Genomic DNA, 19,902 nt, shown 5'->3' on the forward strand with positions numbered 1-19,902 from the left:
TCCTCGTCTCATGCAGGAGGAACGTGAATCAGTCATCGTCAACTGCCTCGTCGACGCGTTCTCGGACCTGATGAGGGCCGATCCCGACGCGTTCCGAACGAAGTTCCGCAAGATGGCGGCTGAGCCGTTCGCCTTCTACCGCGGGAGCGCGTGCGTGTTCTACGCCGACGTCGCAGACCGCGAGGACCGGTGGGCGGACGAGCGGACCTCGCGCGTGTGGATCCAGGGTGACCTGCACGCCGAGAACTTCGGCACCTACATGGATGGCGCCGGGGTTCTCATTTTCGACGTCAACGACTTCGACGAGGCGTTCGTCGGCCATTTCACCTGGGACCTGCAGCGGTTCGCTGCCAGCGTCGCGTTGATGTGTTGGCAGAAAGCGCTGTCCGACGAGGTCATTCGCGACCTGATCATGACGTTCGCCTCGTCGTATCTCGATCAGGTGCGCTGGTTCCTCCGGACCGACGACGACGCGACCTTCTCGCTGAACCTGGAAACCGCGCGCGGCGCCGTGCTGACGGCCTTGCAGGATGCCCGGTTGTCAACGCGTGACGGGATGCTGGACCGGATGACCCGCGTCGACGAATCGGATCGCCGGTTCCGAGAGTCCCACGGCGTACGCCGCCTTGACGACGCTCAATACGCCAAAGTGGAGGCCGCGTTCGAGGCCTACCAGGACACCATCCCGAAATCGAAGCGGTTCCGGGAAGTGGCCTACGACGTCAAGGACCTCGTGGGCAGAACGGGGTTCGGGATCGGCAGCGCGGGGTTGCCGAGTTACAACGTGCTGATCGAAGGGTTCAACCAGGCTCTCGACAACGACATCGTCCTGTCGATGAAGCAGGGCAACGTCGCCGCGCCCAGCCGTGTTGTCGACGACGAGGCGGTGCACAACTACTTCAAGCATCAAGGCCACCGCACCGCAGTGTCACAGCGCGCTTTGCAGGCGCACGCCGATCCGCTGTTGGGCTACACCGAAATCGACGGTGTCGGTTACGTCGTCGCCGAACTGTCGCCGTACGAGTCCGACCTGGATTGGTCGGAGCTGACCGAACCCGACGAGCTGACCGAGGTGATCGATCAGCTCGGCCGCGCGGTCGCCAAGGTGCACTGCGTCGGCGACGCCGACAGCGACCAGGAGCTCGTGCCGTTCCAGACCGAAGAAGCGATCGTCGACGTGATCGCCGACCGCGACAACGAATTCTTCGATGACATGGTTTCCTTCGGTCTGGAGTACGCCGCGACGGTCCGCGATGACCATCGCCATTTCGTCGAGGCGTTCCGGGAGGGACGCATTCCCGGGGTCACGTCCACCTAGATCCGCGTTCGTCGGGCGGTCAGCCCAGGACGATCGAATCCCCCTGCACCGTCACGGGCTGCGACGCAAGCGGTTTCGTCGCCGGCCCGGCGGCGACGGAGCCGTCCAGGTTGAACTTGCTGCCGTGGCAGGGACAGTTGATGGTGCCGTCGACCACTTCGTTCACCGCGCATCCGGCATGTGTGCAGGTCGACGAGAACCCCTTGAAGTCGCCTGCCGCCGCCTGGGTGACGACGACGTCGCCGACGATGAGCCCCGAGCCGACCGGCACCTCCGATGTCTTGGCGATGACGTTGGCGGGTTGCGGCGCCGTCAGGCCTGTCGTCGGCGGAGACTTCGTCGTCGTCGCGGTGTCACCGGACGCCTCCGGATTCTTGCCGTAGGTCGTGCAGGCGGCGAGCACGGACGCGAGCAGTCCGACACCCGCCCCGATCAGTACCTTCTGCCGTGGGATGCGCAAGTCTGTCAATGACATAGAAAGTCTTTCCACTAGAACGTGATTCCGCTGGTCTGGAAGAACCAAAGGGCTGAGGTCAACCAGACGTACACGAGGACGAAGAACAGCAACCCGCCCGCGATCGGGATCACCCAGCCGCGGAGGCCTTTGCGGGTCAGCAACATCATCTTCGTGACAAAGACGCCGTAGAACAAGCATCCGAACAGCGAGTGGAACAGCACCCGACTGTCGGTCTCGGCGAATCCCAGGGCGTACAGGCAGTGCACGGCGACGGGAACGCTGGCCAGCACCGCCAGCCGCCCCGACCACACATGCGCGATGCTGATCCACGCGGGTGCCCTGCCACCCGGAAGCAGCCGGTACATCGCGAAGGCGGACACGAGCTGGAACAGCGCAAGAGCCACTGCGAGCGTCCCCAGCCACGCCTTCACCGCCGTACCACTGGAGAAACCCGCCAGGTTGACCGAAAAGAACTGGGGCTCATGGATTTTGCCGAATGCGCCGAGCCCGACGGCGACGAGCGAGCCGACCAGGACGGCGGTCAGCACCGCTGCGTCGCCCCGCGACGCCGTGATCCGCTTGGTGGCGAGCGACTCAGACATCGCTATTGCCGCCCACCCGTGCCGCGATGACCGTGTTCCCGTCGATGACCGCACTGCCGTCGGCCGCCAAGCCCGGAGCGGGCGCGGTCGATCCGTCGTCTCGCCGCAGCACGCCGGTCGCCTTACCCGAGGCGTCGACGATCCAGCTGCTGCGGACCCCGTCCTGCTCGTACACGTACAGCCCGGCCGGTGGCTGTGCAGGTTCTGCGGTGAAGTCCCACTTCTTCGCGCCGATCCAGAGGGTTCCGACGACAGCCGTGCCGTCCAGGCGTGCCTCGAGTCGGCCGGTCTTGTCCTTGCTTGTCAGGCTGACGGTGCCGTTGAGCGCTGGGCCTCGCATCCACGATTCGATCGCGTTGCCGTCACAGGCATAGGCGACGGCCTTGTCGCCCTCGACGGCGATATCCAAGGTGATGACGCCCTTGGCGGTCGGGATCTTGCCGACGTAGTCCGCCTTGGCCGGGAACGAGAACGAGGCGGGCGCGGGCGGTGCGGTGATGGTGGTCGGCGGCGGCGGCGCGGCCACCGGCGTGCCGGTCACCACCGACGGCTGCTCCTGGGAAATGTTGGCGAACAATAGACCGGCACCCAACACCGCGACCGCGCTGAGGGTGACCAGTGGACCACGAACCTTCATCGTCTCTCCTTGGCTGTCGGCCAACGCTTCTAACGCCGGCTCGTCAGCACAACGGGACTCGAGAGGAGATGGTTCAGTGCAACTTCAAGACAGATGCTCAGCCAGGTAGCACCGGTTGCGCGCCGGGCACCATCAGCGGACGCACCTCGGACCACACGGGATCGTCGTCGGCCGCCGTACCCGTCAGCTGCAGCACGCCGCGCTCGTCGGCGACGTAGACCGTCGACGGGTTCGCCGCGACGGTGGTGACCGGCATCAGCAGGTTGCGGCTGGGTCCGTCGGAGTTGACGCCGTCAAGGTTCACATACGACACCGGATGTTGCGGATCCGTGCGGCTGACGACGATGTCGTCGCCGGTACGCCAGGACAGTGAGACGACGGTGTTGCGCAGTCCGTACCCGAGTCGGCGCGGATACGTCAACGCGTATCCCCCACCGGGTGTTTGCTCCACCCCGGCCATGATGACCTGACCGTCGATGACCATCGCGGCGCGGGTGCCGTCCCGCGACAGTTGCAGTTCCCGGATCGCCCCGGGAAACCGTGACGACACGGGAGTGGAGTCGACGGGTATGCGCGCCGGTTGACCGGATGCGTCCTGGATGACGCGCACCACGTTGTTGCCGTCGACCACGACCCAGACTGCGTCGTCGAGGGCCCAACTGGGGCGCGACAGATTGCGGCCGTCCAGCGCCTGCGAGGCGTTGCCGCCCAACGGACCGAGCCACAATGACGACGCCATGTCGGGGGCGCCCGGGCGCAACGTCACGATCGACGCCACGTTCTGCCCGGTCCGCGATATCGCCGCCGAGGTCTGGTTGGGCGTTGCGCCGAATGCTCCAGGAACTCGCGGCGTGCGGGTTCCGTCCAAGAACACCAGCGACCCGCCCATCAACCCGTGCAAGCCTGCCGCCGCACCGGGAAATGCTCCCGGATCGGTGGCCGCCACATCGGAGGTCTCCCAGCCGTCGGCGAAGCGGTCGTCGAGCGCGGCGCCGTCGGCGGTGATCACGTACGGGCCGTTGATGCCGGCGCGCGACAGCGTCCAAATGATTTGCGCCGCAAGCAGTTGGCGACTGTGCGGGTCGGTGGTCGACAGGTTGTCCAGGTCGATCCGCGCGCCACCGTAGCCGCGGCCGACGCCCGTCTTGCCGCCGTCGGCGCGGGTCACCGGACCGCGCAACTTCAACGGCGGCCCCAGCAGGTTGCGCACACTCTTGGCAATTTCTGGACGTGGTCCGGCGATCAGCTTGCTGACCAGTTCGGTGGCCAATTGGTCGGGATCGGACACCGCGACGTAACGCGGATCGGGCACGACGGTGATACCGGTGGGGTCGGCGAAGTACAGGGTGTTGCGTTTGTAGGTGGCCTGAAATTGTTGCCAGTCAAGGAATACCCCGTTCGGCAGCTTGTCGATGCGCCAGCCGCCGGACGTCTTCACCAATTCGATCGGCCCGGGATCGGGCAATGCGCCCTCACCCGTCTCGAACACACCCAGGTCCGACAGCGATCCCAGAATGTCGGCGCGCATGTGCACCGTCACGCGATCGGGTCCCCTGGTTTCGGTGAACACGACGTTGTCGATCAGCAGCGCGCTGCCCGCGTCATCCCATGCGCTGGAACCGGATTCGGTGAGGAACTGACGCGCCGCCAGATGGCGATTGGCGGGGTCTGCGGTGGCCTTGAGGAATTCCCGCAACAGCACGTCGGGGTCCATGCCGGGCGTGGGCTTGGGCAGGCTCGGCGGCGCGGGCCGGTCGACAGTGCCGATCGCCTGTGGTGATGATGAACTGGGTACTCCTGCACAGCCGGCAAGCACGAACATCAGCATTGAGACGAACGCTAAACCGCGCACCGAGTGCGCGATCAGACCCGAGCGCTTCACACGGTTTCCGTTTCCCGAGCCGACCGGCGCGGCGGACGGTCAGGCTCAACGGGTTTCAGCGGTAGCGGGCTCGTTGTCACCTTGTGGCCGCGCACCAGCGGCAGGGTGAGCCGGAAACAGGCGCCCTTGCCAGGCTCGCCCCACGCCTCCAGCCGCCCCTGGTGCAGCCGGGCGTCCTCGATGCTGATGGCCAGGCCCAGACCGGTGCCGCCGGAGCGACGCACGCGAGACGGGTCCGAGCGCCAGAACCTGCTGAACACCAGCTTCTCCTCGCCCGGTCGCAACCCGACGCCGTAGTCGCGCACCGTGACGGCCACGGTGTCTTCGTCGACACCCATCCTGATGCGCACCGGCTTGTGCTCGGCGTGATCGATGGCGTTGGCGATCAGGTTGCGCAGGATGCGCTCGACCCGGCGCGGGTCGACCTCGGCGATGACGTCCTCTCCTGGCATGTCGACGATCAGCTCGATCTCGGCGTCGGCCGCCAGGTGGCCGACGTTGTCGAGCGCGCTCTGCACCGTCGCGCGCAGATCGACCGCCTCGACGGACAGTTCGGCGACACCGGCGTCGTGGCGCGAGATTTCCAACAGATCGTTGAGCAGCCCCTCGAAGCGGTCGAGTTCGTTGACCATCAACTCCGTCGAGCGGCGCAGCGCCGGGTCGAGGTCGTCGCTGTGGTCGTGGATCAGGTCGGCGGCCATGCGGACCGTCGTCAGCGGGGTGCGCAGTTCGTGGCTGACGTCGGAGGTGAACCGTCGCTGCAGGTTGCCGAACTCTTCGAGCGAGGTGATCTGGCGGTGCAGGCTTTCGGCCATGTCGTTGAACGACACGGCCAGCCGGGCCATGTCGTCCTCGCCGCGCACCGGCATGCGTTCGGTGAGGTGTCCTTCGGCGAACCGCTCGGCGATCCGCGAGGCCGACCGCACCGGCAGCACGATCTGTCTGGCCACCACAAGCGCGATCACCGCGAGCAAGCCCAGCAGCACGACGCCGCCGGTGGCCATGGTGCCGCGCACCAGCGTGATGGTGGACTCTTCGTTGCTCAGCGGAAAGATCAGGTACAGCTCGAGATTCGCGACCGGCGATGACGTCGGGCTGCCGATGATCAGCGCCGGGCCGGAGAAACCTTCGGTGTTCACGGTCGCGTACTGGTAGCTGACCTGACCGGCCTCGACGAACTCGCGCAGCGCGTTGGGGATCTGCTGCACCGGGCCTGCCGCGGTGGCGGCGCGCGGTCCGTCCCCGGGCACGACGAGCACCGCGTCGAAGGCGCCGGCAAGACCGGGACCCGCGTCGGCGGTGCGGTCGATCAGGGTGTTGCGGGCCAGCTGCAGGCTGCTGTCCAGCGAGCGGGTTTCCTCGCCGCCGACGATGCCGCTGACGGTGCTACGCGCGCGGTCGATCTCCTCGGTGGCGGCCCGCACCTTCACCTCGAGGATGCGGTCGGTGATCTGGCTGGTCAGCACGAAGCCGAGCGCCAGGATGACGGCCAGTGACAGGCCCAGCGTCAAGGTGACGACGCGCAGCTGCAGGGAACGCCGCCAGGCGAGACCCATCGCTCGACCCAGCGCGCCCAGTCCGCGTACAAGTGGTGCCGAACGCCGATGGATGCGCCTTCGCGAGCTCCAGATCACGGGGGTCCGGCCTTATACCCCACTCCTCGAACGGTCAACACCACCTGCGGATTCTCCGGGTCCTTCTCGACCTTGGCCCGCAAACGCTGGACATGGACGTTCACCAAACGAGTGTCCGCCGGGTGTCGGTACCCCCACACCTGTTCGAGCAGCACATCTCGAGTAAACACCTGCCGCGGTTTACGCGCCAACGCCACCAAGAGGTCGAACTCCAACGGCGTCAGGGAGATCTGCTCACCCAGTCGGGTGACCTTGTGAGCTGGCACGTCGATGTCCACGTCGGCGATCGACAGCATCTCGGCGGGCTCGTCCTCGTTGCGCCGAAGGCGGGCGCGCACGCGGGCGACGAGTTCCTTCGGTTTGAACGGTTTCATCACGTAGTCGTCGGCGCCGGACTCCAGCCCGAGGACGACGTCGACGGTGTCGGTCTTGGCCGTCAGCATGACGATCGGCACCCCGGAGTCCGCGCGCAGAACGCGGCACACGTCGATGCCATTCATGCCGGGCAGCATCAGGTCGAGCAGCACCAGGTCGGGCCGCAGTTCGCGGACCGCGGTCAGCGCTTGGGTGCCGTCACCGATGACCGCGGTGTCGAAGCCCTCCCCGCGCAGCACGATGGTGAGCATCTCGGCGAGCGAAGGGTCGTCATCGACAACCAGAATCCTTTGCCTCATGGTGTCCATGGTGTCACCAGATCGCGATAAACCCTGGCTACCACACGCGCGTTTTGCGTGTTGACCGGCTCTGGTGTGCATTCAGATCGCGATTGGGCGTGATCGGGGGCGGATTCGCGATCTGAGCGCACACTCCGCGAGGTGCGTGCGCCCGTTACGACAGCTCTGCGGCCAGCTTCGCGGCGTCGACTTCCGGAGGGACGATCTTCCACTGTCCACACCAGTTCGCGGCGGCCAGCTCGGCGTAGACCTCGCCGGTGCGGCGCTGGAGGCCGTCGTCGCGCTCGTAGGCGTCCTTCGCGCGGTCGGCTTCCTCGCGAGCCCGGTGGTCGGCGCGTGCTGCGGCGAGCTCGATCGGCACCGCCAGCAGAATCTGAGCGTCGGGCTGTGGCAGCTCGAGGCGGCCGTACTCGAGGTCGCGCACCCATTCGACGACCTCACCGTCGGCGCCCTGGTGCAACCGGGCGGCGCTGTAGGCCGCGTTGGAGGCGACGTAGCGGTCGAGGATCACCACGTCGTAGGCGTCGGCGCGTCGAGCGATCTCGGCTTTGGCGCCGGCACGGTCGAGGGCGAACAGCACGGCCATCGCATGCACCGACTCGGCGAGGTCGCCGTGGGCGCCGTGCAGGGCCTCGGCGGCGAGGTCGGCGGTGATCGATTCGTGGTAGCGCGGAAAGGCCAGGGTGGTGACGGTCTTTCGGGCGCCCTCGAACGCGGCGCGCAGACCGTTGGTCAGTGTGCGCTTGCCGGCGCCGTCGACACCTTCGATCACGATGAGCACGCAGCGAGCGTAACGGTGAGTTTCGACGCGGCTGACGGTCTATTCCACGAAGACCCATCGGAGGCGAGGAGAATGACGCGATGACAACGCACGCGGTCGGGACGCGCGAACAGTGGCGCGCCGCCTATGAGCGGCAGCTGGCCGACGAGAAGGAGCTGACGCGTCGCGCGACCGAGCTTGCGCGGGCGCGGCAACAACTGCCGTGGGTGCCGGTCGACAAGGAGTACGTGTTCGACACGACGGCCGGCCAGCGCACGCTCGCCGAGTTGTTCGACGGCCGGTCGCAGTTGATCGTGCGGCACTTCATGCACGGGCCCAAGACGCCTGAGGGTTGCCCGGGGTGCACGTTCGAAACAGACAACCTGGTCGGTGCCGCGCCGCATCTGGCGCGCCGGGATGTGACGTTTCTGCTCGCGTCGCGCTCGCCGCTGCCGGTCCTCACCGCATACAAGGAGCGGATGGGCTGGGACGTGGAGTGGGTGTCGTCCGGTGGCAGCGACTTCGACGTCGACTTCTTCGAGCACATGTATGTTCCGACGCCGCGGCGCGATCCCGGCCCGGGCGGCGGCAGCATGCTCGACGTGATGGAGCTGATGGCGCTGAGCTGCTTCGCGCTGCAGGACGACACCGTCTTCCACACGTATTCGACCTACGACCGCGGCACCGAGGCGTTGAACGCGACGTGGCAGTTGCTCGACCGTGCGCCGAAGGGCCGCGGTGACGACTTCTCCGATTGGCCACGCAAGCGCGACGAGTACGACACGTAGCACCGCGGACGCACTAGAACCGGCCGCAGTTCGGCGTCGTCGGTAACCCGTTGAATCGGTCGGCAATCCACTGCATCGCGCGCTCGCCGTCCACCAGCATCGGCAGCGCGTGGTTCACCACAAGCTTGTTGAGAAACGGTGGCTGCTCGTTCGTCCAGAACTGCACATCCGCACCTTGGGCACACCAGTCGATACCCAGCTGTCTGGCGGGCCCCCACGGCACCAACGGGTCAAAGCGATTACTCAAGATCATCACCGGCGCATTGGGTTTGTACTTGCCGATCTTCTGCATCTCGAACAGTGTGGTGAACGGTTCCTGCTTGACGAGCTCGAAGATGTCCTCGTTGAAGTACGGCTGCAGATGCCGAAACATGAACTTCGTGATCGTCTCCGCGATGCACTGGTCCTGCACCTTGTACAGCAGGTCCGCTCCCCGCGGCGTCATCTTCGCCCGGATGGTCTGCTCGAACTCCGGATAGGTGGTGATGACGGAGTTCAACGCGTATCCGACCACGCCGACGAGCGCGCTGCCGTCCGCGTACGGGAACAGTTCCTTCAGATCGGCGGGCGGCGCGCCCGCGTACGTCCCCACGACATGGAGGTCCGGCGCATACGACGACGCCAACTCGGCAGCTGCTGCCGCTGCGCCACCGCCCTGCGAGTAGCCCCAAAAGGCAACGGGGCCATGTGGATCCAGCGACGTACCTGGCAGCCGCATGGCTGCGCGGCCGGCGTCGAGCATCGCGTTCGCTTCAGCGACCCTGTTCACGTAGGTGTGCAGTCCAGGTGTGCCGAGACCCTGGTAATCGGTCATGACGATTGCGAAGCCTCGCGCCACCATCGTCGAGACGAACAACTCCTCGTAGTTGAACGCCAGGTCCAGCCACGGCGACCAGTGGATGCCCTGATTGAACTGCCGCGACGGCGCGCATTGGTCGCCCTGCCCCTGGGTGCCGGGGCCGTACACGATCAGCGGACGAGGGCCCTTGCCCGGCCAGGCGTTGTGGGGCTCAAAGTAGGTGCCCGTCACCGCCATCGGATTTCCGCGAGCATCGGTGCTGCGGTACATGATTCGCGTCCCGTTGGCCATGATCATGCCCAGCTCGCCCGACGGTTCCAGCACCAATCGCGACGGCTCGGTACGGATCAGATCGCCCGGCTGTCCGGGCGGTAACGGCACCGGGGGCGTATAGAAGGCCTGATACTCGTCTTCGTTGAAGTACGGGTGATGGTCGTCAATGGTCGGATCGTCGGCGTGCGCGTACGGCACGAAAGACGCTGTGAGAGCAATGAGCATGGCGACTACTCCGACCCCCCAGCGCACACAGGGACCGTAACAGAATCGGTATGGCCGACGGCAAGACCTGCGAGCCAATAAGTTCGGTTTGGCCGCGGACGGGGCACATGTGCGCCCGCTGCCGGTTTCCTGTGCAAGGCCTTGGGAAGCCATGCACCGGCATGAGGCAAACCCGAGACTGGCGACAGACAGTCGTACGTCCGTAAGACATGAGGAGTTTCCGATGCTCAACGTTCAGACCGCACGCCGGCTGGCGATTCCCCTGTTCGCCGGCGCGGCTTCGTGCGCCGCACTGCTTGGCGTATCTCCCATCGCGCAGGCGGACAACGGGATGAACCCGCCTAGCTGCACCACGGCCGACCTCGAAGGTGTCCGTGCAGGGGTGGATGCGTCCACGTCGGCCTATCTGTTCACTCGCCCCGACCTGAATGGCTTCATGAGCACGCTTTCTGGCCTGTCACGTGAACAGGTCGCCGGGCATGTCACGACCTACATGGAGACTCATCCGCAGGAGAAGGCGGAGATGTCCGGCATCCGACAACCGTTGACGGACATCAAGAATCACTGCGGTTCGATCGTCAATCCCTGACCGCGCAGAGCAAAGCCCCTGACACAAATGTGTCAGGGGCTTTGCTTTAGCGAGTGAATCTCAGTAGCGGTAGTGCTCCGGCTTGTACGGGCCTTCGACGTCCACGCCGATGTATTCCGCCTGCTCCTTGGTGAGCTTGGTCAGCGTGCCGCCGAGCGCCTCGACGTGGATGCGCGCCACCTTCTCGTCGAGGTGCTTGGCCAAGCGGTACACCGCATTGTCGTACTCGTCGTTCTTGGTCCACAGCTCGATCTGCGCGATCACCTGGTTGGAGAAGCTGTTGCTCATCACGAACGACGGGTGACCCGTCGCGTTCCCCAGGTTCAGCAGCCGACCCTCGGACAGCACGATGATCGACTTGCCGTCGTCGAAGCTCCACTCGTCGACCTGCGGCTTGATGTTGACGCGCCTGGCACCGGACTTCTCGAGGGCGGCCATCTGGATCTCGTCGTCGAAGTGACCGATGTTGCCGAGGATCGCCTGGTGCTTCATCGCCCTCATGTGGTCGAGCGTGATGATGTCCTGATTGCCGGTCGCCGTGATGACGATGTCCGCCCAGCCGATCGCTTCTTCGACAGACTTGACCTCGAAGCCATCCATCAACGCCTGCAGCGCGTTGATCGGGTCGATCTCGGTGACCGCGACTCGGGCGCCCTGAGCCTTGAGGGCCTCGGCGCAGCCCTTACCCACGTCGCCGTAGCCACAGACCAGGGCAGCCTTGCCGCCGATCAGCACGTCGGTGCCGCGGTTGATGCCGTCGATCAGCGAGTGCCGGGTGCCGTACTTGTTGTCGAACTTGGACTTGGTCACCGAGTCGTTGACGTTGATCGCGGGGAACGGAAGATCACCGGCCGCCTCGAACTGGTACAGGCGCAGCACACCGGTGGTGGTCTCCTCGGTGACACCCTTGACCGCCTCGGCGATCTTGGTCCACTTGTCCTTCTCGGTCTCGAAGCGAGTCCGCACCAGGTTGAGGAACACCTTCCACTCGGCGGAGTCGTCGTCCTCGGCGGGAGGCACGACCCCGGCCTTCTCGTACTGCGCGCCGCGCAGCACCAGCATGGTCGCGTCGCCGCCGTCGTCGAGAATCATGTTGGCGGGCTCACCCTCCCAGGTGAGCATCTGCTCTGCGGCCCACCAATACTCCTCGAGCGTCTCGCCCTTCCAGGCGAAGACCGGGGTGCCCTTGGGCTCCTCCTCGGTCCCGTTCGGTCCGACGACGACGGCCGCCGCCGCGTGGTCCTGGGTGGAGAAGATGTTGCACGACGCCCACCGCACCTCGGCGCCGAGCGCGACCAGGGTCTCGATCAGCACGGCGGTCTGGACCGTCATGTGCAGCGAGCCCGAGATGCGCGCACCCTTGAGCGGCTGCACATCGTGGTACTCGCGGCGAAGCGCCATCAGGCCGGGCATCTCGTGCTCGGCCAACCGGATTTCCTTGCGGCCGAACTCGGCCAGCGACAGGTCAGCAACCTTGTAATCGATGCCGTTGCGGACGTCGACCTTCAATTCAGTCATGGATTTCTAGAGCCCTTCTTCGTTCGTCTTTGCCTCTGGGGGCACAGATGTGCCCAGCCAACCCCTCAGCCTGCGGGCTCGCGGGACAGGCGCTCGTGCATGTGAAACGACGAGGGCGCTCTGACAGCTAAGAGGTATCCCCAACACCGTAGCGTTCGGCGAACGGCGTCATCAAACGGGCCAGGTCAGACGCGACATCATGATTAGCCTCGGGCGGCATCGACACGTAGCTCATGGCGAGGCGGACGATCGCCCGCGCCAGCACTCCCGCGTCCTCATCACTGCACCCGACCCAGCTGTCGACGAACGTCGCAGTGAGTCGCTGAGAGCAGTGCATGATGATCGGACCGCTGTCCGTGGTGATGAGCTGAAGCAGATCGGGTTTGAAGTCACCGGTCAGCAGCGAGATCACCAGCGGATCGGCGGCCGTTTCGGTGAAAAAGTCGCGAAAGCCCTGGACGAAGGCCGCGTGCACGTCGCCCTCGTTGCCGACAATCGCGTCCTCGATCTGGTCGACGAGCCGGTCGGCCAGGCGCAGCGCGTACGCCTGCGCCAGACCTTGCCGCGAGCCGAACTCGTTGTAGATGGTCTGGCGGCTGATGCCCGCGGCTTTGGCGACGTGCGACAGCGTGATCGCCGACCAATCACGGCTGAGCAGTTCCTCGCGCATGCCGTCCAGAATCGAATCGCGCAGCAACACCCTCGACGCTTCGGCGTACGGGATGCGCTGCGCGGTCCGGCGGTCGCGAGAGCTTCTCACCCTCGCGACACTAGTCATTCCCGTCGCTTCGCTCGCCTGGCCACAGTCACGAACGTGCCACCTCCACCATCTCGAAGTCGGACTTCGCGGCCCCGCAGTCCGGGCAGCTCCAGTCGTCGGGGATGTCGTCCCAACGCGTTCCGGGGGCAATGCCGTCCTCCGGCCAACCCTTCGCCTCGTCGTACTCGAATCCACACTGCACGCAGATGAACAGCTTGAAGTCACTCATTTCGTTGCTCCTATCGTTTCGAAGTCGACCTTCTCGCGTACTGCACAGTCGGGGCAGCACCAGTCCTCGGGGATGTCGCTGAACGCCGTGCCCGCCGGAAACCCCTCCCGCGGAGCACCTTTCGCCTCGTCGTAGACGTAGTCGCAACCGGGGCAGCGGTAGGCGGCCATCAGACCGTCGTCCCATACCGCGCGAGCACCTTGTCGCGGACGCGAGGGTGCACATTGACCCGGCTGATGTCGCCGTCGTAATGGTCCAGCACGCGGTGATCCATCACCTTGCGCCACAGCGGCGGGAAGTACGTCAGCGCAATCATCGATGCGTAGCCGCTGGGCAGGTTCGGCGCCCCCTCCATGCTGCGCAGCGTCTGATAGCGACGCGTCGGGTTGGCGTGGTGATCGCTGTGCCGCTGCAGGTGATAGAGGAACAGGTTGGTCACGATGTGGTCGGAGTTCCAGCTGTGCACCGGTGCGCACCGTTCATATCGACCGCTTTCGGTCTTCTGCCGCAGCAGCCCGTAGTGCTCGAGGTAGTTCACCGTCTCCAGCAGCGTGAACCCGAACACCGCGGAAATGAGGATGTACGGAATCAGGGCCACGCCGAACACCGCGATCAGCACGCCGTAGAACACCACCGACATCGCCCAGGCGTTGAGCACATCGTTGGACCAGTGCCACTTGCTCTTGCCTGCACGCTCGAGCCGCTTGGCCTCCAACTCCCACGAGGACTTCGCGCTCCCCCACACACTGCGCGGCAGGAACTCCCAGAACGTCTCACCGAAGCGAGCCGACGCGGGATCTTCCGGAGTGGCGACGCGAACGTGGTGACCCCGGTTGTGCTCGATGTAGAAGTGGCCGTAAAGCGTCTGGGCCAGCGTGACTTTCGCCAGCCAGCGTTCCAATTCGTCCTTCTTGTGGCCCATTTCGTGTGCGGTGTTGATACCCACCCCTCCGAGCATGCCCACCGACAACGCAAGGCCGATCTTGGCCGGCCAGCTCAGGCCACCGTCGAATCCCAGCCAGCTCAGATTCGAGGCCGTGAACAAGTACGCGCCGAAGATGACGCTGGCGTACTGGAACGGAATGTAGATGTAGGTGCAGTAGCGGTAGTACTTGTCGTTCTCGAGTCGCTCCATCACCTCGTCGGGCGGGTTTTGACCGTCGGGTCCGAACCGCAGATCCAGGGCGGGCAACAGGATGTACAGCAGGATCGGGCCGATCCAGAACGGCACCTGCGCCGCGCCGTGCCAGCCCCATTGGTTGAACGCCCATACCAGCGGCATCACGACAAACAGTGCGGTCGGGGCGATCAGCCCCATCAACCACAGGTAGCGCTTCTTGTCGCGCCACTGTGCGATCTCTTGCTCGGACATCTGCATGGTCACGGGGTGCCTCCTCATGTGAGTGCCATCACGACTGCGGTTGACTATAGAGCCAATTTTGTCCTCTGTCTAGACACAGATAGGTATTTTGTAAAGCAGATCGGCGTGCTTGCGGCTACCCTGTGACCTGCCATGGCTGATCCGCACAAGGCGAAAGCGCTCGAAGACCGCTCGCATGAATTGGCTGACGCGGGTCTCGCCGCCGAGGCCCTCGCGGCCTGCGAAGCCGCTGTCGCTCAGTACCGTGAATTGGCCGCCGCCGACCCCGGCGAGTACACCTTCGCGCTCGCGGTTGCGCTGACCAACCTGGGCGGCGCGCTCGAAAACGTCGACGCGGCCCAAGACACCGTCGCTGTTCAGGTTGAAGCGCTGCGCCTGTACCGCCAGCTCACCGACGCCGACCCGGGCCGATACGCCCCGTACGTCGGCCTCGCTTTGACCAACCAGGCGGGCGGACTGGCGAATCAGGGCAGGTTCCCAGAGGCGCTCGAAGCGGTCGACGCGGCTCTCGACCAATTCAGTCGGCTCAGCCCGTCGCTTCCCAGCGAGTTCAATCCCGCCGTGGGGCAGGCGCTGGCGACGCGGGCGTGGGTGCTGATGGACCTCGGCCGCCTCGATGCCGCGCTGGAGGCGGTCCGCGACGCATTGACATACCACGACCGAAACGGCTTGACCATCCCCGATTCGTTCGCCCCGGAACTGGCCGTGGCACTGTACGAGACCGCCGACACATTGTCCGACGACGACAAGCACGCGGAGGCTCGCGAAACCGCAGGCGCCGCCGTCGAACTCTTTCGTGAACTGACCGAACAGAGCTCAGGCGCCTTCGACATGGAGTTGGCACACGCGCTCTATCTGTTGTCCTACGAACTCAGTGAATTGGGCCGCTACGACGAGGCGCTGGCCCCGGCGGCTGAGGCCGTCGATCTGTTCCGGATCCAAGCCGCAGCCGACCCCGAGTCAGGTCTACCGGACTTGGCGATGGCACTGCACAACAGGGGATACCAGCTGACGATGCTCGAACGTTTCGACGAGGCCGTCGCCCCGGGCGGCGAAGCTGTCGGCATCTACCGCGAACTCGCCGCCGCCGATCGAACGGCCCGCACAGATCTCGCCGAGGCGCTCAAAGACCACGCTGTCGCGCTATACGGCGTGGGTCGGCGCATGGATGCGTCGGCCGTCGAACAGGAGGCAGAACGGCTATGACGACGGTTCTTCTGACCGTGCCGATACGGACTCCCGCTTGCCGAGGAGCGAGTGCCTGCGCCCGTAGATGAAATAGATGAGGACGCCGACGGCCATCCAGATGAGGAACCGGATCCAGGTCAGCGCCGTGAGGTTGAGCATCAGCCAGACGCACGCGATGATCGCCGCGATAGGCAGCAACGGCACGCCCGGCGCGCGGAAGCCGCGTTCGAGATCCGGGCGGGTGCGACGCAGGACGATCACCCCGGCGGACACCAGCACGAATGCGAAGAGCGTGCCGATGTTGACCATCTCCTCGAGCTTTCCGATCGGAAACACCGTTGCCGTCACCGCCACCAGCGCTCCGACGATCAGGGTGATCCGCACCGGCGTGCCGTGCTTTCCGGTCTTGGCCAGCGACCGCGGCAACAGCCCGTCGCGCGACATCGCGAACAGCACACGGGTCTGTCCCAGCACCAGCACGATCACCACGGTGGTGAGGCCCGCCAGCGCGCCGATCGAGATGATCTTCGCCGCCCAGTCGATACCGTTGGCGGCGAATGCGGTTGCGAGGTTGGCCTTTTCACCTGCCTCGCGCAACTCGGTGTAGCTCACCATGCCCGAGATCACGATGGCCACCGCGACGTAGAGGACGGTGACGATCGCCAGGGACGCAAGGATGCCGCGCGACACGTCACGCTGCGGATTCTTGGTTTCCTCCGCCGTGGTGGCGACGATGTCGAAGCCGATGAACGCGAAGAACACGATGGACGCACCGGCCAGCACGCCGTACCAGCCATACGTACTACCCCCGGCGCCGGTCAGCAGGGAGAACAGCGACTGCTCGGTGCCGGAACCACCTTCGCCGGCCTGCGCGGGAGGGACGAACGGGGTGAAGTTCTCCGCCTTGATGTAGAACGCGCCGACGGTCACGACGAGCAGCACGACCGCCACCTTTATCACCGTGATCGCCAGGCTGACCTCCGCCGAAAGTTTGGTGCCCCACGCCAAGATCACCGTCACGAAGATGATGATCAGCAGGGCGCCCCAATCCACCTGCAGCCCAGCCAGATCCGCCGTGCCACCGCCGAACCCGAACACTGTGCCCAGATAACTGGACCAGCCCTTGGCCACGACGGCGGCCGCCACCGCGAACTCGAGGATCAGATCCCAGCCGATGATCCACGCGACGAACTCGCCGAACGTCGCATAGGAGAACGTGTAGGCGCTGCCGGCCACCGGCACCGTCGAGGCGAACTCGGCGTAGCACAGCGCGGCCAGACCGCACGCGATCGCGGCGATCACGAACGAGATCGAAATCGCAGGGCCGGTGATGTTTCCCGTCGTTGACGCCGTGATCGTGAAGATGCCGGCGCCGATGACCACGGAGACCCCGAAGACGGTGAGATCCCACCAGTTCAGATCTTTTCGCAGGCGAGTTTCCGGTTCGTCGGTGTCGGCGATCGACTGCTCAACCGACTTCGTTCGCCTTGGCATCGGCGTTCCTCCCGTGGTCCGTCTCGGGAATGTACCGAGTACTGTCCACCCAATGGGGCGGAGTTATAAACACGTAGCCATCATCGGAGCCAGCCTGGGAGGCCTGTGCGCTGCCCGGGTGCTCTCCGATGTCAGCGAGCGCGTGACGGTCTACGAGCGCGACGGACTGCCGGACGGTCCGGCCAACCGGACGGCCGTCCCGCAGGGCAGGCACGTCCACCTTCTGATGGCACGGGGAGCTCAGGAATTCGAGAGCCACTTCCCGGGCCTGCTCGACGACATGGTCGCCGACGGCGTGCCGATCCTCGAGAACCGGCCCGACTGCATCCACTTCGGTGCCGCAGGTCACGTGCTGGGGACCGCCCACCGACTGCAGGACGAGTTCACCGCATACGTGCCGAGCAGACCGATGCTGGAGTGGCAGATCCGGCGCCGCGTCATGGCGATCGAGAACGTCGACCTCGTGCAGGCGACGATCACCGAAGCCACCTACGACGCTGCGCGCCGCCGTGTCACCGGCGTACTGCTCAACTCGGGCGAGGTCGTGTCGGCCGACCTCGTCGTCGACGCGACGGGCCGGGGCACCCGCCTGCCGGTGTGGCTGGAAAAGTGGGGCTATCCGCGACCACGCGAGGAAACCGTCGACGTGGGCATCGCTTACGCCAGCCAACGCGTACGGGTTCCTGACGGCCTTGTCGCCGAAAAGGTTGTGGTGGCAGGTGCGTCCCATGAGCATCCGGTGGGCGTGGGCGCGCTGTTCTACGAAGACGGCGTCTGGAACGTGACCGCCTTCGGTATCGCGAAGGCGGAGCCGCCGCAGGACTTTGCGCAGATGTGCGACCTGGTCGACGAGATCCTGCCCGAGCATTTCTCATCCGCGCTACGGCGGGGCACCCCGCTCGGCGAGATGGCATTTCACAAATATCCGACCAGCCGGTGGCGTCGATACGACAAGCTGCAAAGCTTCCCCGACGGCATCTTCCCGTTCGGCGACGCTGTCGTCAGCTTCAACCCGACGTTCGGGCAGGGCATGACGATGACGGCGATCCAAGCGGGCAACCTGCGCAAGATCCTCGAGTCGGGCGTTCCGGACGTCGCGAACCAACTCGCGAAAGCCACGGCAAAGACGACGTACCCGGTGTGGATGATGACGGTGATCGGCGACCTGGCGCTGCACGACGCCACCACGACCGACAAGGTGCCGTTCTGGTACAAGCCGGTGGGCGCGTTATTCGACCAATTCCTCGGGGCCGCCGAGACGGATCCTGTTCTGGCCGAGTGGTTTCTGCGCCGATTCAGCCTGCTCGACAGCCTGTACATGGTGCCCTCGGCGCGCCTGGTCGGTCGCACCATCCGGCACAACATGCGGGCGCTCCTTGCCGAGAAGCGTCAGGCCCGCTCGAGGCCCGATCAGGAGCTGGTCGCCGGTCGATAGCGGCACACGCCATTTCGCGTGGTTGGCGCCGCTAGATTCCGACAGTGGCCCTGAAGAGCTTCGCCGGGGCCTCGGCGGTCAGGCGGATCGGCCCCTCGTCGGCCGCCACCCACGCGGCGGATCCGCGCTGCAATGTGACCTTGTCGCCCTTGGCGAAGACCACTGTCGACCCCTCGGTGCACAACAAGATCTGCGGCCCGTCATGACGACACGGCGCGTCGATCTCGTGACCGACATGCTCGCCCTCGATGCGCAGCTCTGACACCGCGAACTCCGGAGCCGGTGTGTTGTACACCAATTCCATTCCGTCCCTTGTAGTCGTAGGGCGGATCGAGTCCTCACTGGCAGGGGTGAAGTCGAGCACGCGAAGCAGTTCGGGCACGTCGACGTGCTTCGGGGTGAGTCCACCGCGCAACACATTGTCGGAGTTGGCCATCACCTCGAGGCCAACGCCGTGCAGATATGCGTGGAGGTTCCCGGCGGGCAGATAGATGGCTTCGCCGGCCTGCAGGGTGATGCGGTTGAGCAGCAGGCTGGCCAGCACACCTGCGTCACCCGGGTAACGCTCGCCGAGTTCGAGTACCGTCCTTGCCTCGGCGGCGAATGTCTTGTCACCCGAACGCACATAGTGGATCGCGCCCTCGATCACCTGGGGCACCAGCACGTCGAGATCGGGCTGCGGAGCGGTGATCCACGTGGTGAACAGAGCCCGCAATCCGAACTCGTCGGGCTGACCAGCCAGCAGGGCGACATACGGGTCGAGCTCGGTCACCGCGAGCGCACGCATCAGCTCGACGCTGCGCGCGGCGGGCCGGAATCCTGCCAGCGCTTCGAATTCCCCCAGAGCGACCAGGATTTCGGGTTTGTGGCTGGGGTCGCGGTAGTTGCGATTGGGTGCGTTGACAGGGAGACCCAATCGGTCCTCGCGGGCGAAGCCCTCGGCCGCCTGCCGAGCACTGGGATGGGCCTGCAGCGACAGCGGCTCGTCGGCCGCGAGCACCTTGAGCAGGAACGGAAGCGTGTCACCGAATCTGGCGCGCACAGCAGGCCCGAGCTGTCCCTCGGGATCGTCGCGCAACGTGTCGAGCAGCGACCGTTCACCCTCTTCGGTCTCCAGCCACGCGGGATCGCCCGGATGAGCCCCGAACCACAACTCGGCCTCCGGATGCATTGTCGGGCTTGGCCTTCCGGTGAAGTCAGCGATCGCGGTCCGTGACCCCCAGGCGTAGGTCCGCACCGCTCCACGTAGCAAGTTCACT

The 19,902-nt window shown here is 65.5% G+C and carries 20 protein-coding genes; 5 read left to right on the forward strand and 15 right to left on the reverse strand.

Going from position 1 to position 19,902, the window contains the following annotated elements:
- The first annotated feature begins 10 nt into the window (after window positions 1–10).
- Window positions 11–1,318, forward strand: a complete 1,308-nt coding sequence (locus tag M1248_RS09545; RefSeq protein WP_317148195.1) for a DUF2252 domain-containing protein — start codon at window positions 11–13, stop codon at window positions 1,316–1,318.
- A 19-nt stretch (window positions 1,319–1,337) separates the two neighbouring features.
- Here the strand turns inward: M1248_RS09545 and M1248_RS09550 are convergent, their stop codons facing one another.
- The 7 genes from M1248_RS09550 to M1248_RS09580 form a co-directional block, all read right to left on the reverse strand.
- A complete protein-coding gene (locus M1248_RS09550) occupies window positions 1,338–1,793 on the reverse strand; it encodes a Rieske (2Fe-2S) protein (protein WP_317148196.1) in 456 nt (151 codons plus the stop codon).
- 14 nt (window positions 1,794–1,807) lie between these two features.
- Entirely contained in the window at window positions 1,808–2,377 is a 570-nt protein-coding gene (locus M1248_RS09555; protein WP_317148197.1) for a DUF6529 family protein, read from the reverse strand.
- Window positions 2,370–3,014 carry a hypothetical protein gene (locus tag M1248_RS09560; RefSeq protein WP_317148198.1) on the reverse strand — a complete coding sequence of 215 codons (645 nt, stop codon included), beginning with the start codon at window positions 3,012–3,014 and terminating at the stop codon, window positions 2,370–2,372. Before M1248_RS09560 ends, M1248_RS09555 begins: the two co-directional genes overlap by 8 nt.
- Before the next feature lie 97 nt (window positions 3,015–3,111).
- On the reverse strand, window positions 3,112–4,866 hold the full coding sequence (gene lpqB, locus M1248_RS09565) for an MtrAB system accessory lipoprotein LpqB (protein WP_317148283.1): 1,755 nt from the start codon (window positions 4,864–4,866) through the stop codon (window positions 3,112–3,114).
- Between the two features lie 26 nt (window positions 4,867–4,892).
- Window positions 4,893–6,530 carry an MtrAB system histidine kinase MtrB gene (mtrB, locus tag M1248_RS09570; protein WP_163736244.1) on the reverse strand — a complete coding sequence of 546 codons (1,638 nt, stop codon included), beginning with the start codon at window positions 6,528–6,530 and terminating at the stop codon, window positions 4,893–4,895.
- Complete coding sequence (mtrA, locus tag M1248_RS09575) at window positions 6,527–7,213, reverse strand: two-component system response regulator MtrA (RefSeq protein WP_163686772.1); 687 nt, start codon at window positions 7,211–7,213, stop codon at window positions 6,527–6,529. The genes mtrB and mtrA overlap by 4 nt, the downstream gene beginning before the upstream one ends.
- Window positions 7,214–7,358: 145 nt before the next feature.
- The gene (locus M1248_RS09580; protein WP_163736241.1) at window positions 7,359–7,985 is read right to left on the reverse strand and encodes a dTMP kinase; all 627 of its coding nucleotides are present in this window, start codon (window positions 7,983–7,985) and stop codon (window positions 7,359–7,361) included.
- An 80-nt stretch (window positions 7,986–8,065) separates the two neighbouring features.
- Here M1248_RS09580 and M1248_RS09585 point away from each other — a divergent pair, with 80 nt between their 5' ends.
- On the forward strand, window positions 8,066–8,752 hold the full coding sequence (locus M1248_RS09585) for a DUF899 domain-containing protein (protein ID WP_317148199.1): 687 nt from the start codon (window positions 8,066–8,068) through the stop codon (window positions 8,750–8,752).
- A gap of 13 nt (window positions 8,753–8,765) precedes the next feature.
- Here M1248_RS09585 and M1248_RS09590 read toward each other — a convergent pair whose 3' ends face one another.
- Entirely contained in the window at window positions 8,766–10,049 is a 1,284-nt protein-coding gene (locus M1248_RS09590; RefSeq protein ID WP_163736209.1) for a lipase family protein, read from the reverse strand.
- A 223-nt stretch (window positions 10,050–10,272) separates the two neighbouring features.
- Between M1248_RS09590 and M1248_RS09595 the strand changes: the two genes are divergently transcribed.
- Window positions 10,273–10,638: a heme-binding protein gene (locus M1248_RS09595; protein ID WP_317148200.1), complete on the forward strand. Its 366-nt coding sequence runs from the start codon at window positions 10,273–10,275 to the stop codon at window positions 10,636–10,638.
- A 60-nt stretch (window positions 10,639–10,698) separates the two neighbouring features.
- Here M1248_RS09595 and ahcY read toward each other — a convergent pair whose 3' ends face one another.
- From ahcY to M1248_RS09620, 5 genes are all read right to left on the reverse strand, one after another.
- Complete coding sequence (gene ahcY, locus M1248_RS09600; RefSeq protein ID WP_163736200.1) at window positions 10,699–12,156, reverse strand: adenosylhomocysteinase; 1,458 nt, start codon at window positions 12,154–12,156, stop codon at window positions 10,699–10,701.
- A gap of 127 nt (window positions 12,157–12,283) precedes the next feature.
- Entirely contained in the window at window positions 12,284–12,934 is a 651-nt protein-coding gene (locus M1248_RS09605; protein ID WP_317148201.1) for a TetR family transcriptional regulator, read from the reverse strand.
- A gap of 28 nt (window positions 12,935–12,962) precedes the next feature.
- Window positions 12,963–13,145: a rubredoxin gene (locus M1248_RS09610; protein WP_163736194.1), complete on the reverse strand. Its 183-nt coding sequence runs from the start codon at window positions 13,143–13,145 to the stop codon at window positions 12,963–12,965.
- Window positions 13,142–13,315 carry a rubredoxin gene (locus tag M1248_RS09615; RefSeq protein WP_163736192.1) on the reverse strand — a complete coding sequence of 58 codons (174 nt, stop codon included), beginning with the start codon at window positions 13,313–13,315 and terminating at the stop codon, window positions 13,142–13,144. Before M1248_RS09615 ends, M1248_RS09610 begins: the two co-directional genes overlap by 4 nt.
- Window positions 13,315–14,523, reverse strand: a complete 1,209-nt coding sequence (locus M1248_RS09620; protein ID WP_317148284.1) for an alkane 1-monooxygenase — start codon at window positions 14,521–14,523, stop codon at window positions 13,315–13,317. Before M1248_RS09620 ends, M1248_RS09615 begins: the two co-directional genes overlap by 1 nt.
- Before the next feature lie 135 nt (window positions 14,524–14,658).
- Between M1248_RS09620 and M1248_RS09625 the strand changes: the two genes are divergently transcribed.
- The gene (locus tag M1248_RS09625; protein ID WP_317148202.1) at window positions 14,659–15,732 is read left to right on the forward strand and encodes a tetratricopeptide repeat protein; all 1,074 of its coding nucleotides are present in this window, start codon (window positions 14,659–14,661) and stop codon (window positions 15,730–15,732) included.
- Here the strand turns inward: M1248_RS09625 and M1248_RS09630 are convergent.
- On the reverse strand, window positions 15,727–17,208 hold the full coding sequence (locus tag M1248_RS09630) for an amino acid permease (protein ID WP_163736183.1): 1,482 nt from the start codon (window positions 17,206–17,208) through the stop codon (window positions 15,727–15,729). The two genes, M1248_RS09625 and M1248_RS09630, sit on opposite strands and share 6 nt — an antisense overlap.
- Before the next feature lie 52 nt (window positions 17,209–17,260).
- Between M1248_RS09630 and M1248_RS09635 the strand changes: the two genes are divergently transcribed.
- Window positions 17,261–18,643, forward strand: a complete 1,383-nt coding sequence (locus M1248_RS09635; RefSeq protein WP_317148203.1) for an FAD-dependent oxidoreductase — start codon at window positions 17,261–17,263, stop codon at window positions 18,641–18,643.
- Window positions 18,644–18,674: 31 nt separating this feature from the next.
- Here the strand turns inward: M1248_RS09635 and manA are convergent, their stop codons facing one another.
- Window positions 18,675–19,901, reverse strand: a complete 1,227-nt coding sequence (gene manA / locus M1248_RS09640) for a mannose-6-phosphate isomerase, class I (RefSeq protein WP_317148204.1) — start codon at window positions 19,899–19,901, stop codon at window positions 18,675–18,677.
- Window position 19,902 lies beyond the last annotated feature (1 nt).

This window comes from Mycobacterium sp. 29Ha (assembly GCF_032883055.1).
GTDB classification, from domain to species: domain Bacteria; phylum Actinomycetota; class Actinomycetes; order Mycobacteriales; family Mycobacteriaceae; genus Mycobacterium; species Mycobacterium gallinarum.

Excerpts from the sequence above, each read along its gene's own strand:
- M1248_RS09545 (WP_317148195.1), top strand. The coding sequence starts at position 11 with ATGCAGGAGGAACGTGAATCAGTCATCGTCAACTGCCTCGTCGACGCG.
- M1248_RS09550 (WP_317148196.1), bottom strand. The coding sequence starts at position 1,793 with ATGTCATTGACAGACTTGCGCATCCCACGGCAGAAGGTACTGATCGGG.
- M1248_RS09555 (WP_317148197.1), bottom strand. The coding sequence starts at position 2,377 with ATGTCTGAGTCGCTCGCCACCAAGCGGATCACGGCGTCGCGGGGCGAC.
- M1248_RS09560 (WP_317148198.1), bottom strand. The coding sequence starts at position 3,014 with ATGAAGGTTCGTGGTCCACTGGTCACCCTCAGCGCGGTCGCGGTGTTG.
- mtrA (WP_163686772.1), bottom strand. The coding sequence starts at position 7,213 with ATGGACACCATGAGGCAAAGGATTCTGGTTGTCGATGACGACCCTTCG.
- M1248_RS09585 (WP_317148199.1), top strand. The coding sequence starts at position 8,066 with ATGACAACGCACGCGGTCGGGACGCGCGAACAGTGGCGCGCCGCCTAT.
- M1248_RS09590 (WP_163736209.1), bottom strand. The coding sequence starts at position 10,049 with ATGCTCATTGCTCTCACAGCGTCTTTCGTGCCGTACGCGCACGCCGAC.
- M1248_RS09595 (WP_317148200.1), top strand. The coding sequence starts at position 10,273 with ATGCTCAACGTTCAGACCGCACGCCGGCTGGCGATTCCCCTGTTCGCC.
- ahcY (WP_163736200.1), bottom strand. The coding sequence starts at position 12,156 with ATGACTGAATTGAAGGTCGACGTCCGCAACGGCATCGATTACAAGGTT.
- M1248_RS09605 (WP_317148201.1), bottom strand. The coding sequence starts at position 12,934 with ATGACTAGTGTCGCGAGGGTGAGAAGCTCTCGCGACCGCCGGACCGCG.
- M1248_RS09610 (WP_163736194.1), bottom strand. The coding sequence starts at position 13,145 with ATGAGTGACTTCAAGCTGTTCATCTGCGTGCAGTGTGGATTCGAGTAC.
- M1248_RS09615 (WP_163736192.1), bottom strand. The coding sequence starts at position 13,315 with ATGGCCGCCTACCGCTGCCCCGGTTGCGACTACGTCTACGACGAGGCG.
- M1248_RS09620 (WP_317148284.1), bottom strand. The coding sequence starts at position 14,523 with ATGCAGATGTCCGAGCAAGAGATCGCACAGTGGCGCGACAAGAAGCGC.
- M1248_RS09625 (WP_317148202.1), top strand. The coding sequence starts at position 14,659 with ATGGCTGATCCGCACAAGGCGAAAGCGCTCGAAGACCGCTCGCATGAA.
- M1248_RS09630 (WP_163736183.1), bottom strand. The coding sequence starts at position 17,208 with ATGCCAAGGCGAACGAAGTCGGTTGAGCAGTCGATCGCCGACACCGAC.
- M1248_RS09635 (WP_317148203.1), top strand. The coding sequence starts at position 17,261 with ATGGGGCGGAGTTATAAACACGTAGCCATCATCGGAGCCAGCCTGGGA.